This window comes from Bernardetia aquimarina (genome assembly GCF_042180575.1).
In the GTDB taxonomy this organism is placed as follows: domain Bacteria; phylum Bacteroidota; class Bacteroidia; order Cytophagales; family Bernardetiaceae; genus Bernardetia.
Map to the genome: position 1 here is coordinate 380,202 of NZ_CP170094.1, position 13,879 is coordinate 394,080.

A 13,879-nucleotide genomic window follows, 5' to 3' on the forward strand; every position below is an offset into this window, starting at 1 on the left:
TTTCGTTCTCACTTTTAATTTTTTCTCTTTTATGGTCAGTTTAAGCTCTTATTTATCAGAAGTTCCTGATTTTCGTAGGCAAAATAAAAATTACTTGCACAATTTGCAGGATATTTTGCTTTTAAGTGTATGTGCTATTTTTCATGGTGCAGATGGTTATGAAGAAATAGCCGATTTTGGTATTGAGAAAAAGGAATTTTTACAAAATTTTCTACGTTTGCCTAACGGAATTCCTTCCCATGATACTATACGTAGAGTTTTTTTACACTTAGATAGTGCTTTTTTTAATAGTTGTTTTATGGATTGGATTTCAGCTTGCATTAAAGATTTAGGTTTACCTTATCAGCAAATTAGTGTGGATGGAAAAGCTCTTCGGGGTAGTAAAACGGGGATTTATTTAGTTAGTGCTGTTGCTAGTGAACTAGGTTTGAGTTTAGGACAGGTTCAAGTAGAAGAAAAAAGTAATGAAATTACGGCTATTCCAGCTCTTTTAGGAATGCTTTATTTGAAAGGATATGTTGTTTCTTTAGATGCTATGGGAACACAACAAGCGATTGCTCAACAGATTATAGAGAAAGAAGGAGATTATTTTTTAGCCCTAAAAGGAAACCAAAAACATCTTTTAGAGCAAACAGAGCTTACTTTTAAAGTAGAAAAGGCTGATGATATATTTGAGACACAAGATTGGTCAGCAAGTGCTAATCAAGTAGTAGAATATAAAGTAGAGGTAAGTTCAAACTGTAAATGGATAGAAAATCTAGCTAATTGGTTAGGTTTAGTAACTTTAATAAAATTAACTACAAATAGCTCATTACGAGGAGAACATATACGCTATTATATCTCAAGTATTAAAAATTTGAGTGCAAAACAAGCCTATAAATTAGCTAGAGGGCATTGGGCAATAGAAAATAAATTACATTGGCAACTAGACGTTATTTTAAAAGAAGACGAAAAAAGAAACCGAAAAGACAATTCAGTTCATAATTTAGCACTAGTCAGAAAAATAATACTAAATGCTGCTAAAATGTATGAAACTAAACTTAGCACTAAAAAAATGATGAATAAAATTAATTGGAATACAAGCTATGCTGAACAACTTTTTACCAAAATGTTCATTTAATAGTGCGTTTAGTCTGAATCTTCTTTTTCTAGTTTTCTATGTGTAATTTCTGCTAACGTATTATAAACAGGCTCAATTTTATAATTCAATAAATCTAAATAATAAAAATTGTCTTGTTGAGAATGTTGTTTATATTCTGTTTCTTGCCAATCTTTCGCTTTTTTCAGACGTTGAAGTATCTGCTTTAGGTTTTGTCTTTCATACGTTTTGACATCTTCATTGTTCAAAAAAATATCTAATCCTTTTTCATCAAAAAATAAATTTAGACTTGGATAAGATTTATTTTTCTCTATAATCAAAGAAAGCATTCGACGGAATACATCTACAATATCTTTTAAATCTTCAAAGTCTTGATAATTGTTATTGTTCCAAGATTTTTCATTAATGAATATTTCTACTATCTGCATGATTTATTTTTAAAGCCCCAAAATAGTATCTAAATCTTTTTCAGATTGATCAAAAAATCCATCTTTCCAAACCTCTATTTTTCCATTAGGTTTTACAGGAATTTGGGTAAAATAAGTATCTTCATTATCGTGAAAATATAGAATATTTACATCTTCATTTGTAATTTCAAACTCTTCTTGTTTTGCTGTAACCTGCAAACCATTCAAAATATGTTCACTATGACTTTCTATAAAAATCTGAACACCACAAGAAGCTACTTTTGCTAAAAATTTTGTCAATTCAGATTGTGCTTTTGGGTGTAGGTGTGCCTCTGGATTTTCTATAATCAATATTTCGCCTTCTTTTGCTATCAAACCAGAAACAATAATTGGCAAAATATAAGAATAGCCAAAACCTACATTGGTCGGTTTGTATTCTTTTTCTTTGATAGTAAACAAAATTTCATAAATATAAGAACCTTCTTCCACTTTAATTTCTACCTCTGTATCAAATATTTTGCTTAACCATTCTCCGACTTGATCCTCCAATCTATTTATCCTCTTTCCTAAATATAATTTATCATTTACTAATTCTTCTTTTAATTCAAATAAAACTGTTGCTAAGTTTTCTCCTTTTTTATCGACACTTATAAAATCATTTAGATTTATTTTTTTGTAATATTCTTGTGAACCTAATCGGTCGGCTGCAATGTAGTGGATTTCATTGTAGAAATTCATATATCTAATGTACTGATAAAAGGTAACACTATCCTCCGAATAATCAGAGTGAATATCTATTTCTGCATCAGAAATATTTGGTAGTAAACTTTTTAGTTCAATTAAATTAGGAGCTATATATACTTTTTCCTTAAAATGATTTAATTCAGTTTTCTTATATCCATCTACTTCTTCAGAAGATGTTCCCCAAACTAACGAACCTCTAAAACATAATTTATTTCTGTAATGACTTGGAGGATTTGTTCTAATCAATACGTCTCTATATTCTTCTGGTTCTTCTAAAAGCTCATACTTAAATAAGATTTCCACTCTAGAAATTTCACTTGTTATATTAGAAACCATATATTTTGTATTGGTTGTTCCTTCGATTCTCTTGTTTTCATAATCAAAATAAATCTCCACCTCTTCTTCCAAAGCATTTTCACTATTTTTCAAATCTTCATACGTTCCCAAGTTCACACAATTTCCATTCAAAATAAGTTTATTTGTGTATTCATTGTGTTCTACACTTTGTTTCATCAATAGCATAGATTGTAGGAGCGTAGATTTTCCTCTTCCATTTATTCCTGTCAGTAGGTTTATGGTAGAAAGAGGAAAAGTAGTTTCTTCACGAAAACATTTGAAGTTTTTTAAACAAATTTCTTTGAGCATAAAAAAGGTGTGCTATACGTTTGATAAAATAGTTTTGGCTTTATTAATTTTCTGTTGAATATCTCTACTTGTATTTGCTTTTGAAATCAGACTTTTAGTATAAGTTGATTGTGAAATCAAGTCTTTATAATTTTCTTTTATTTTTTCTTTGTTTTTTTCTATAAAATCATCTCTCATATCATCTATAAAAAAACAAATATAAAAAATAATAGATAAATTATTTTTTTTATCATTAGATAACAATAGGAAATTTTCTTTTCCAAAAATAGAATAAGACAGTTTCATCATTCTTTCAAATCTCTCTTTTAATACTTCTATTTCATATTCATTTATGCTATTTATTTTCTTCATTCCTGCTTCTAAAAAATCATTCATATTTGTTGTATGAATATTATTTTGATATTGAAAAAACATAAACGATAAAATATATAAAATAATCTCTTGAGCTTTTAATGCTTTTTTTGAAAATATATTGTGTGTAGCTATCTTAAAACATTCATTTTGGGCTAATTCTTATAGCAAATTTGTTGCTTTTCCTCTTATAATAACATTTCTAATTTTTTGTTCCTCAAAACTATTTTGTCTAGCATTTATGCGTTTCAGAATATCATAAATAATATTTATTTTTACAGAAGGCTGAAATAAAAAAATATCTAATAGTTTACTCTCAATTTTTGCTTGTAAACCAATGTGTTCTTTCAAGTCTTGATAATTTTTTCCATTTAGATAAGGAAGTCCTTTTAAGCCTGTTAATCTAAAATTCACCTTTTTGTAAGCATTTTTTTCTTTTATCTTTCCTGTAAACAAAAGTAAAGTAAGAATTCTCTGTTGTCCATCTATTATAAGATTTTTATTTTCTACCGTCTGACTAAAAAAGAGAGCAGGAATAGGCAAATCTAAAATAACTGATTCTATAAAACGACTCATTTTATTTTCTGACCAAACCAATTTATCTTCAGAAATAACATTAAGTATTCTATCTTCTTTGTAATACTGATTCAACAGTTCATAGACCTTAAACTTTTCTTCTTTAATTCCTACTTTAAAACCTCTCAAATCTTTTGGATAAATACTTTCTTTTTCTTCAAAAAGAGATTTCTGTGTAGTTTCCATAGTTATATAATGTTTACTTTTTCAAAAGATACAAAATTCTCAACTATTTGTTTCAAACAGTTGAGAATTATTTTTTTTTTGTAAAAATAAGAAATTATAGAAGAAAAAAAATCAACACCCCGAACTATACATTACTTTTTCATTTGTTTTTGGTTTTTGTTCTCCTTCATACAAAATTGGATTCAGAAATTTTGGAAGGCTTGGTTTATCCTCTGTTTCCAAAATCTTTTGCCATTCTTCATCATTTAATCTTGTATTTGGGTCTTTTACAAATTCGTGATACCCAAAAGTTCCTCCACGAGTAAGATACAAATACCCTTCTATCTCTACAATCACAAAAATATCATTTACTTTTCCAACTCCTACGTGCAGGATTCCTTTCTTTTCTGCATCAATATTATTTGTATAAATATCAGCTACCACAGCAATAGATTTATCTGTTCCAGTTACATTTTCCCAACTATCCAAATACGAAAGTTGATTATCAATAATAGAAAGCGTAAACATTTCAACACTTCCACCAATATATTCTAGCTGTCTAAATTCTAATTCTGTTACTTTTTGATTTGCTAATTGCTTTTCAGAAATTCTATTTAAAAACTCTATTTGTTCACGCATTTGAGTTGTTTTTTCTTCAAAAGATTTGAATAAATTATGTTTTTGTAATAAACTTTTATTCAAATCAACCAATTCCAAAAGACGTTTCCAAAAAATAGCATTTGGTTCAACATAAGCCAATGTATAAGGATCTGGAGGCCCACCACCACCACATTCAGCAGCCATTGGTTGTTCTGCATATAGAATCGCATCGTGTTTGAGTTCTGCCCAAGAAGCTAGGCTTGTATTCAAGGTTTTTAAATCCCACGCATCACTTTTGAGGTGTGGAGGTGTTCTTTTATCATACTCAAAACTACCCAAAAGTGTATAAACCCATTTATTATAAACAGCTTCGTCCCATTCGTTGTAGTCTTTGAGTTTGGTTTGTAAACCTTCTAGTCTTGGCATATATTCGTCCCAATTTTCCTTTTCATTATACACTTCAAGTAGATTTTTTTGTGCTGCTTTATTTCCAAAGGCTGCAAAAACATCTAATCCTTTCGGAAAAGGGCGTTTTGAAGGCTGTCCTTCTACGACTTCTACTAATCGCTGCAAAATTTCATTATCAACTAAATAGCGTTGAGGCATTAGATTAATTTTGTCTGGACAGGTTCTCTCTATTTCAGGTTTTATTTTATTGAGTGTTTTTGCTAAAGTCTGTAATTTGGTTCTGAGAGCCTGTAAGGGAGCTTTTTGGGTAAGTGTTTGAGGAGATTGAATGCCTATTTCTCCCAAAAGGTTAACGATATTGAGGGCAGAAAGATTATCAGGCTCTCCAATCAAAAAAGTAGTAGGTTCTAAAATTCCTTGATAGAGTTGAATTAATGATTTTCCTTGTGCTGACTTTTCGGTATTCAAAAAATGAGCATTGAGAGCCATTCTACGCAAATGTTCGTCTTTTTCTAAGCATTGAGGAACAGTTTGAATCCAAATCATAGCACGAAAATAATTTTGTAGTGTTTTTTTGCGTGTATAATGTCCACGAGGTTTGAAAAGGCTATAAGCAAATTTGGTGTCTTTATAATCCAAAAAATCTGAATTATTATCACGTTGAGCCATTACATTTTCTATTTCCTTTTTATAGAATTCTTTATGTGCCTCAATGATAGGTTTATTTTTTTGATTTAATAAATGAAGTGCAATCGCAAAATAAGTAGAGTTCCATTGAGCAGCTTCTTTGAGTTCTGGGTTGGTTTCTGTTTGAGCTAGTTGATAGTTTGCATTGTATAATCCTTCACAAAGATTAGCAAGCATAGGCGAAAAATTTTCTTCTTCTAGGGTTCTCAAAACATACATAAAATACATGTGAAAAAGCTGCAAGTACATATCACTTGTTACAAAATGAGGTGTTTGACGATAATCATTTTCCTCATAAACATGAAAAAACTGAATATTATCATTCGGAACAATCGCAAAACCATTTTGAGCTATTTTTTTCAAAAATCCTTCCTCTACATTTTCATATTGCCATAAATTCACAACATTATTAATATTTGGAACTGTTTTTCCATTAACTTCAATATAATTTTCTTTCTTTTTGGCTTCTTCTAAAGCCTTTATTTTATCGGCAAAGGCACTTTCTTCTGCATTTAATGCTATTGGCTTTATATCTCCACCCTCATCTTCTACTTCCCAACGCTGCATCATTAAATCATCATACCAACCTTGAGCTGAAAAAAAACCACGTAAATCAGCATTCATAAATAAATAACCTTGTTTGGCTACTAAGGCATTTCGAAGCAAGCGAAGTTCTTCTAAAGATTTTGTACTCAAATCTTGATTGAGGTCAATATTATAATAATCGCCTTTTAGAAGGTCTTTTTTGTAAGAAAGTGTAGCTTCTTCATTTGGAGTGGTTGATACTTCCGAATTTGTAGTAGTTGAAACAGAAGTACTATCAGAAGAATTATCTTCTTTGATAGGTTTGTTTGTATCACAAGATAAAAAACAGATAATAAGAAAGGCAAAAGCCAATACAGAAATAAAAAGAGAAGTTATATTTTTTTTCATTAGAAAAGTAATTTGGTAAAAATTGTTTGCTATGATTTTATTCCAAAAGTTAGATAAAATAATTTAGAAAATGAATTTCTGAATCACTTTTTGATGTAAAGAAATTCATTTTTATAACCCTCCCATTACTTTGTCTTTCAAACTATACAATTAAAATTATTCAATGATAATATTTGAGATACAAGGTATAATTTTCAAAAATAATAATTGATTGCAATTCTGCTAAATTACAAGCCTTAATTATTTGATTATTAAAATGTTATACACAAGCTACTTCGTTTTTCATAGTGTTACAATCATTTTTTTTGAAATAAATTTTCAAATCATTTTGCAGTTTAGAAAAACATTCTTACCTTTGCACTCGCAATAACAGCAAAGAATGTTATTAATTTGTACTGGACTCGTAGCTCAATTGAATAGAGCACTACATTACGGCTGTAGAGGTTACAGGTTTGACTCCTGTCGGGTTCACAACTTTATGTTTGTTGTTGGTAGAAATATCAACAACAAATTATAAAATTAACACAAAAATTAATAGTAAATTATTTTTGGAACTATTTATTATTTTAAGTAGTTTTGTCAGTAGTTACAAATTAATAAAAATCTGTAATTGTTCCTTAAACAAATGGACTCGTAGCTCAATTGAATAGAGCACTACATTACGGCTGTAGAGGTTACAGGTTTGACTCCTGTCGGGTTCACAAACACTTCTAAAAACCCTGTTTAGACACTCTAAACAGGGTTTTTTGTTTTTCCAAAGTGTGTATTTTTGTTATATATCATTTTATATCTAGGTCTGTACCACAAAAAAACGCTTCACTCAAAGAATGAAGGGTTTTTGCTTGTCTGCTTTAATCTTATTTTTCTTATTCTAAGATAATAGATTTAGAATAAGTAGCTCCGTCTTGATTGAAACGAAGCAAATACATACCTTTTGCAAACTCTGCAATATCAAGGGTAAAGGTTTGATTACCTTTTTCAAAAGTTTGTATTTTGATGACTTTTCCTATCACATCAAAAATAGAAACTTGCATATCTTCTTGTAATGCTACTGGAAATTGCACATTGAAAACTCCTGTACTTGGGTTTGGATAAACTGTAAACAAATCAGTTATCAATTTTTCTTCTCCAGTAACAACAATTGGTACAGAAAACTAAACGAGCTATGTACTGAAAGTGCATAGTTTTAAACTAGCGTGCTTGGAAAATAAAACAATGAAAAAATATTAATACCAACTGCCTACATCACTGAAAAACAAAAAACGATTAAATTAATTGTGAATCCGTACCAAACTTCTTACCTTTGAAGATAACTAATCTCACTAAAAAGTCATTTGAAAAAATAAATAGTTAAATCTATAAAACTATTTGAAATCTATTTATATGGAATACAAAAATTTACTCGTTACACTCTCTAATGGAATTCTAAAAGTTACCATTAATAGAGAAAACAAATTAAATGCCCTCAATATCGAAACGATGGAGGAAATAGATAAAGCCTTTACTCGTGCGTACGATGATGAGGAAGTAAAATCAGTCTTGGTTACTGGAGCAGGAAATAAAGCCTTTGTAGCAGGTGCAGATATTTCAGAAATTGCTGAGATAAATGAAATGAATGCTCGTAAATTTGCTGAACGTGGACAAGAAATATTCTTAAAAATAGAAAATTGCCCAAAACCTGTTGTGGCTGCTGTTAATGGTTTTGCTTTAGGTGGTGGTTGCGAGTTGGCTATGGCTTGTCATATTCGTATTGCTTCTGAAAATGCAAAATTTGGTCAGCCTGAAATTAATTTAGGAATTATCCCTGGTTATGGTGGAACACAACGTTTGACAGTCTATATTGGTCGTTCGAAAGCTATGGAATTATTGATGACTGGAGATATGGTTGATGCTAAAACAGCTCTTTCTTTAGGGCTTGTAAATCATGTAGTGGCTTCACACGAAGTAGTAGAAAAAGCAGAGGAAATGCTCCAAAAATTGAATAAAAAAGCTCCTATTGCTCTAGGACAAATCATTGAAAGTGTAAATTCGGTATATCGTTCAGAAGATGGATATCAAACAGAAGCTAACGCCTTTGCTAATTGTTGTCGTTCGGAAGATTTCAAAGAAGGAACAAGTGCATTTTTGGAGAAAAGAAAAGCTGACTTTAAAGGGAAATAAGAATATCTAAAATATATAATTAACAAATTAAAGTAGTAATTAATTTTATTTTATCACCTTTCAGTTTACAATTTTAAATTATTACAGAAGATAACCCTATAAAAAAAGCCTTTCTAAATTCATTTTTAGAAAGGCTTTTTGTGGAATAACAAATTGGAATAGAGATTACAAATTACTTCCCAAAACCTATTTTTTTCTGACGAACTGAAAAATCAGAAAAATCTTCATTCAGAGGAACATTATAGATTTGTGCAAGCGTTGCAGGTTCTTTAAACTCTCTAGTAATATTATTTAATTTTGCAATTTTATTGGCATTTTCGACAGCAAGAGCTTCAAAACGATGAATTCCTAACAAACGTCCTTCACGTAAAAGAGCCTTATCTAAATTTTTGATGTCTGTATTGAAAGTACAAATAATTTTGAGATTCAAGACATCAGACAAAAGACCATCCGAAACATTCAATAGATTTGCAATCGAACTTTTGTCTGTATTAAACAAATCACGAGCCTGTACAGAGTCTTCTGACTCTTCAATTATCAAAACAGCATCTTGATAATCTGACAAAAATGTAATCAAATCTGGACTTGTAATTTCTCTCAAAAGCGTAATTGGATAAAAAATAAATTCTATTTCTGGTTTTGCTTTACTAATCAAGTAACGAATATAGTTTGTTTTTCCACTTCCTGTTACACCATGAAAAATAAATAAACCTGAATTATTTTTTTCATTTATCTCATTTACTAATACTTTGTGTTTTTCTTCAAATTTATCTCCATAATACAAATCCAAATCTGGAATGGTAGGAGGTTTAATTTGATGCTTTCTTAATGTAAGTCCTGTTCTTGGTGTATTTCCTACAATATTGATGTAACGTTTGTCATCATCTTTGGTTTCGATGATACATTTTGTAGCCAACTCAAAGATTTTTTCTAGTTTTTCTACTGGAGTATCTTCGATAGCTGTTATCATATCAAACCTAAAAATAACATCATCTAATTTCAAGACAGCATCATAATTCATATTTATGATAATTGATTCATCATCTAACATCAAATACCAATCTATCGAATAACGAGTTTCTTTTTTATTGTAAGTAGTATTACGACGATAGATAGAAATAGGTGTGTAATCATTTTCTTCTAAGAGTTTCAAAAATTGATTGAGAGAAACAAGTTGATTACTTTCAAAATAATCACGAACTCCAAAATCAATTAGTTTTTGACCATATCGATTGAGTAAATAATAATCTTCGCTAAAATATCCGTCGCCAAATACATTATATTTTCCTAAATAGGGTTTATTTTCTTGATTCATTCCACTGTGATTGGATAATTTTGATAGGTTATTTTCTTCTGATGTATCTTTTACTCTACGATGATTCGAATTACTATTTCTGTTGGTGTTGTGCATATTTACAATTACGAATTACGAATTAAAAATTACGAATTAAAAATGCTGAATATCAATCAACTAAAAATTCCATAGAAGGAATAAATTCTTTAATTCTTTTTATAAAATGACTAGACAAAGACAACGTTTCAAAAGACAAGAAAGTTGCAAGAAAAAAGTAATATAGTTGTAGATTATTTATTGATGTAGAACAAAAAAGAAATTACTTTTCAATATAATTAAAATATTTCAGTCATAATTGACAATCCATAATTTGTAATTAACTTCTAAAGTTTTTCCATTAGATATTCATACACATCTGTCATTGCTTTTATATCGTCTTTATGTACTTTTTCATCAGGCGAATGAACACCAGCTTCGGCAGCACCAATAAAACACCAGTCCATTGGATAAACAGAAGATTGAATTTCTTTAGCATCACTTCCTCCATCATTTTCGACTTCCAACTGATATTTTACACCTGATTCTTTTACTAAATCAATAACTTTATTCAAGAAACTTCTTCTTGGGATATTTCTGTCACGCATCGAAACGGCTACACCTTCTCCATGTTTTACACCTTCTGTTATCCACGTAATATCCGAAATTAAACATTGTTTGATTCTGTGATTTTCCCACATCCATTTGAGTAAAAATGGCATTGTTCCTCCTCCAATCTCTTCATAACACGAAAAAGCAAGAATTCCGTTTTCTAATGTTTCGGCAGTTTTTAATAAATTCCAACACCCCAAACGGTCGTCCATGTAACACGATTGTACATATTTATCTGTTTCTATAAAGTTTTGTTTGAAGACAAATTCAGTTCCTACATCGACAGTTCTATCAAAATCTAATTGTAACTTAACTTGACCTAACGGCTTGCGATGTTGTCTTGAACCTCGTTTTTTCTTCTTTTTATTTTTTTTCTTCTTCTTTTTATCTTCATTATCTTCAGTATCGTATTTCACTTTCAAAGTACCTTCAATTTCTCCTTTCGAATCTTTTCCAATTAATTTATAACCATCCTCATATTTTGGAGAACCAATTCTGACCAAATGATTATCATAACGAGCCATAAAACCGATTGAGTCTAAGTGAGCAAAAGCTGCCGTTCTAGGCTTACCAAAAACAAGCATTACACAATCTTGAAAATCTTCACCTTCAATAATTTGAGGTTGTACTTTCCAGTGTTTTTGATTTTCTTTTACATAATTCAAGACGAATTCTTTCATGGGTGCTTCATTTCCAACAGGAGCAAAAACGTTACACATCTTTTTTAGTAGGTCAAAATTTATGTTTGATTCTTTCATAGATTTAAGGGAAGAAACTGTATTGTTGGGAAGTTTTGGGTTTTTAGTCAAGGGAAAAATAGTTATGGTAGATAAAATAGAAAAACAAAAATAGAATTTTACTAATTGGTTACTGATAACCGTTTACTGGTAACTGTTTAATAAGCCCATTTTAGATAAACAGCCCCCCAAGTAAAACCACCACCAAAAGCAGCCAAAACAAGATTATCTCCTTTTTTAAATTTATGTTCAAAATCTCGTATGCAAAGTGGAATGGTTGCAGAAGTTGTATTTCCGTATTTTTCGATATTTACTAATACTTTATCAGAATCTAATCCTAAACGTTTTGCTGTGGCATCTATAATTCTCAAATTGGCTTGATGAGGAACAAGAAAATCAATGCTATCACCATCTAATCCATTTTTCTCTACTAACTCAGCTGAAGTATCTGCCATGTTTTTTACAGCATGTTTGAAAACTACAGATCCATGTTGGATTACATAATGTTCTTTATTTTCTACTGTTTCTTTACTTGCTGGATAACGACTTCCACCTGCTTTCATGTAAAGCTCTGTTGCTCCTGCACCATCTGTTCTTAGGATAGAATCAATAACTCCATTTCCATCTGTATCAGCTTCTAAAAGTACAGCACCTGCACCATCTCCGAAAAGAATACATGTCTGACGGTCTTCATAATCTATAATTGAAGACATTTTATCTGCTCCAACTACAATAATTTTTTTATATTTTCCTGTTTCGATAAACTGACTTGCCGTAACAAGTGCATACAAAAAACCTGAACAAGCTGCCATCAAATCATAACTCAAACAGTTTAGTCCTGCTTTGTGTGCGACTATATTCCCTGTTGCAGGAAATACCATATCAGGTGTAGTGGTAGCACAAATTAAAAAATCAATTTCTTCAGGTTTTGTATTTGTTTTTTCTAAAAGACCTTTTACAGCTTCGGTCGCCATGTGAGAAGTTCCCATTCCTTCGCCTTTCAAAATGCGTCTTTCTTCTATTCCTGTACGTGATTTTATCCATTCATCATTTGTATCGACCATTGTTTCGAGTTCTTTATTAGTAAGAACATAATCAGGAACATATCCAAAAACACCTGTAATGGCTGCTTGTGTTTTATTTTTAGAAGGAGTAGAATTCATAGGAAATTATAGAAAAATAATTAAATAAGTATCGTTTATGTGTTGCTTTTTATCAAAAATGCACAATTTACCACAAGTAAATTACGAATGATTTGCTAAGGTAACAAAGACTTAAAGAACTTGCAAGTAATAGCATTACTTCTCTTTCTCTATTGTGTAATAAATTAAGAAAATTAAAAGTTAGTAAAAACAAAAATAGACTCTTTGTGATTATAATGAACTAATTTAAAACTCTTAACTCTTTTTTTAGCTTTTTGGCTCAAAAAATGCCAACTTGACTATTACATCAACTTATTTTATTTTTTCAAACTCTTATTTTCATGAAAAAAACAAGCAGAATTATTCGCATTTTATCATTATTTATCTTGATTGGCTTAGTAGGTTTTTCTACCAGTTGTACAACTCAACAAATTACAGGTGTTTTGGGAAGTATTACAGGTGTTCCTCTCACAAAAGAAGAAATCTCAAAGGCTCTCAAGGACGCTCTTGTTCAAGGAGTTACAAAAGGAACAGGACTAGCTTCAAAAGAAGGGGGATATTTTAATAATTCACTCATCAAAATTCCATTTCCAAAAGATGCCGAAAAAGTAGCAGACAAACTGCGTGATATTGGTTTGGGTTCAGAAGTAGATAGATTTGTCAAAACGCTAAACAGAGGAGCAGAAGAAGCAGCCAAAGAAGCTGCTCCAATCTTCAAATCTGCCATTACCTCAATGTCTATTCAAGATGCCTATGGAATTTTGAAAGGCGATAAAGATGCAGCAACACAATATTTGATAAAAACCACAACAGCTCAATTAAAAGCTAAATTTAAGCCCATTATGTCTAGGAACTTAAAGAAAGTAAATGCAACTCGTTATTATGGCGATTTGGTAAAGAAGTATAATACATTTCCTTTTGTAAAGAATGTAAATCCAGAATTAGACGATTATGCAACAGAAAAAGCCATTGAAGGTCTTTTTAAATTGGTGGCACAAGAAGAAAGTAATATTCGTAGTAATATTTCGGCTCGTTCGACTGACCTAATGAAAAGGGTATTTGCTCAAGCTCCACAAGCTCAACAATAAAAATAACCATCCTACTAGACATTTTCAAATAAATAGGTCAGTCCCAGAGGGCAGACCGTCTATAAACTAAAAACAAGCAAGATTGACTATAAACAGTCTGTTCTACGAAGCTGACCTATACAATAATTAATAAAATGTCTAGTAGTATAAAAAAACAACATGACCTGCACATATATTATTGATTAACAATGGATT

At 30.4% G+C, this 13,879-nt stretch carries 12 protein-coding genes and 2 tRNA genes; 5 read left to right on the top strand and 9 right to left on the bottom strand.

What is annotated here, in order from left to right; all coding sequences use genetic code 11:
* Positions 1-31: 31 nt before the first annotated feature.
* Positions 32-1,120: an ISAs1 family transposase gene (locus tag ACE193_RS01515; RefSeq protein ID WP_375558711.1), complete on the top strand. Its 1,089-nt coding sequence runs from the start codon at positions 32-34 to the stop codon at positions 1,118-1,120.
* Positions 1,121-1,128: 8 nt separating this feature from the next.
* On the opposite strand, the gene ACE193_RS01520 is transcribed toward ACE193_RS01515, so the two are convergent.
* The 5 genes from ACE193_RS01520 to ACE193_RS01540 all read right to left on the bottom strand — a co-directional run bounded on the left by ACE193_RS01520 (position 1,129) and on the right by ACE193_RS01540 (position 6,615).
* Positions 1,129-1,527, bottom strand: a complete 399-nt coding sequence (locus ACE193_RS01520) for a hypothetical protein (protein ID WP_375561258.1) — start codon at positions 1,525-1,527, stop codon at positions 1,129-1,131.
* Positions 1,528-1,536: 9 nt separating this feature from the next.
* Positions 1,537-2,895: a DUF3696 domain-containing protein gene (locus ACE193_RS01525; RefSeq protein WP_375561259.1), complete on the bottom strand. Its 1,359-nt coding sequence runs from the start codon at positions 2,893-2,895 to the stop codon at positions 1,537-1,539.
* 12 nt (positions 2,896-2,907) lie between these two features.
* Positions 2,908-3,270, bottom strand: a complete 363-nt coding sequence (locus tag ACE193_RS01530; RefSeq protein WP_375561260.1) for a hypothetical protein — start codon at positions 3,268-3,270, stop codon at positions 2,908-2,910.
* 138 nt (positions 3,271-3,408) lie between these two features.
* Entirely contained in the window at positions 3,409-4,008 is a 600-nt protein-coding gene (locus tag ACE193_RS01535; RefSeq protein WP_375561261.1) for a DUF262 domain-containing protein, read from the bottom strand.
* 111 nt (positions 4,009-4,119) lie between these two features.
* Positions 4,120-6,615, bottom strand: coding sequence for a DUF3160 domain-containing protein (locus ACE193_RS01540; RefSeq protein ID WP_375561262.1), 2,496 nt, complete (start codon positions 6,613-6,615; stop codon positions 4,120-4,122).
* A 397-nt stretch (positions 6,616-7,012) separates the two neighbouring features.
* On the opposite strand from ACE193_RS01540, the gene ACE193_RS01545 reads away from it, so the two are divergent.
* Positions 7,013-7,086, top strand: a tRNA-Arg gene (locus ACE193_RS01545).
* A gap of 156 nt (positions 7,087-7,242) precedes the next feature.
* Positions 7,243-7,316 (top strand) — tRNA-Arg (locus tag ACE193_RS01550).
* A gap of 165 nt (positions 7,317-7,481) precedes the next feature.
* Here the strand turns inward: ACE193_RS01550 and ACE193_RS01555 are convergent.
* Positions 7,482-7,733 carry a T9SS type A sorting domain-containing protein gene (locus ACE193_RS01555; RefSeq protein ID WP_375561263.1) on the bottom strand — a complete coding sequence of 84 codons (252 nt, stop codon included), beginning with the start codon at positions 7,731-7,733 and terminating at the stop codon, positions 7,482-7,484.
* 265 nt (positions 7,734-7,998) lie between these two features.
* Here ACE193_RS01555 and ACE193_RS01560 point away from each other — a divergent pair, with 265 nt between their 5' ends.
* Positions 7,999-8,775 (top strand): enoyl-CoA hydratase/isomerase family protein, encoded by a 777-nt coding sequence (locus ACE193_RS01560; protein ID WP_375561264.1) that lies wholly within the window; start codon positions 7,999-8,001, stop codon positions 8,773-8,775.
* 172 nt (positions 8,776-8,947) lie between these two features.
* Here ACE193_RS01560 and ACE193_RS01565 read toward each other — a convergent pair whose 3' ends face one another.
* The 3 genes from ACE193_RS01565 to ACE193_RS01575 form a co-directional block, all read right to left on the bottom strand.
* A complete protein-coding gene (locus ACE193_RS01565; RefSeq protein ID WP_375561265.1) occupies positions 8,948-10,186 on the bottom strand; it encodes an AAA family ATPase in 1,239 nt (412 codons plus the stop codon).
* A gap of 266 nt (positions 10,187-10,452) precedes the next feature.
* Entirely contained in the window at positions 10,453-11,436 is a 984-nt protein-coding gene (locus ACE193_RS01570) for a M20/M25/M40 family metallo-hydrolase (RefSeq protein ID WP_375561266.1), read from the bottom strand.
* A 176-nt stretch (positions 11,437-11,612) separates the two neighbouring features.
* The gene (locus ACE193_RS01575; RefSeq protein WP_375561267.1) at positions 11,613-12,617 is read right to left on the bottom strand and encodes a beta-ketoacyl-ACP synthase III; all 1,005 of its coding nucleotides are present in this window, start codon (positions 12,615-12,617) and stop codon (positions 11,613-11,615) included.
* Positions 12,618-12,937: 320 nt separating this feature from the next.
* Here ACE193_RS01575 and ACE193_RS01580 point away from each other — a divergent pair, with 320 nt between their 5' ends.
* Positions 12,938-13,684 carry a DUF4197 family protein gene (locus tag ACE193_RS01580; protein ID WP_375561268.1) on the top strand — a complete coding sequence of 249 codons (747 nt, stop codon included), beginning with the start codon at positions 12,938-12,940 and terminating at the stop codon, positions 13,682-13,684.
* Positions 13,685-13,879: the final 195 nt, after the last annotated feature.

What these genes read in the sequence shown, in the direction of transcription:
- ACE193_RS01515 (WP_375558711.1), top strand. Translation starts at nt 32, where the DNA reads ATGGTCAGTTTAAGCTCTTATTTATCAGAAGTTCCTGATTTTCGTAGG.
- ACE193_RS01520 (WP_375561258.1), bottom strand. Translation starts at nt 1,527, where the DNA reads ATGCAGATAGTAGAAATATTCATTAATGAAAAATCTTGGAACAATAAC.
- ACE193_RS01525 (WP_375561259.1), bottom strand. Translation starts at nt 2,895, where the DNA reads ATGCTCAAAGAAATTTGTTTAAAAAACTTCAAATGTTTTCGTGAAGAA.
- ACE193_RS01530 (WP_375561260.1), bottom strand. Translation starts at nt 3,270, where the DNA reads ATGAATGATTTTTTAGAAGCAGGAATGAAGAAAATAAATAGCATAAAT.
- ACE193_RS01535 (WP_375561261.1), bottom strand. Translation starts at nt 4,008, where the DNA reads ATGGAAACTACACAGAAATCTCTTTTTGAAGAAAAAGAAAGTATTTAT.
- ACE193_RS01540 (WP_375561262.1), bottom strand. Translation starts at nt 6,615, where the DNA reads ATGAAAAAAAATATAACTTCTCTTTTTATTTCTGTATTGGCTTTTGCC.
- ACE193_RS01560 (WP_375561264.1), top strand. Translation starts at nt 7,999, where the DNA reads ATGGAATACAAAAATTTACTCGTTACACTCTCTAATGGAATTCTAAAA.
- ACE193_RS01565 (WP_375561265.1), bottom strand. Translation starts at nt 10,186, where the DNA reads ATGCACAACACCAACAGAAATAGTAATTCGAATCATCGTAGAGTAAAA.
- ACE193_RS01570 (WP_375561266.1), bottom strand. Translation starts at nt 11,436, where the DNA reads ATGTGTAACGTTTTTGCTCCTGTTGGAAATGAAGCACCCATGAAAGAA.
- ACE193_RS01575 (WP_375561267.1), bottom strand. Translation starts at nt 12,617, where the DNA reads ATGAATTCTACTCCTTCTAAAAATAAAACACAAGCAGCCATTACAGGT.
- ACE193_RS01580 (WP_375561268.1), top strand. Translation starts at nt 12,938, where the DNA reads ATGAAAAAAACAAGCAGAATTATTCGCATTTTATCATTATTTATCTTG.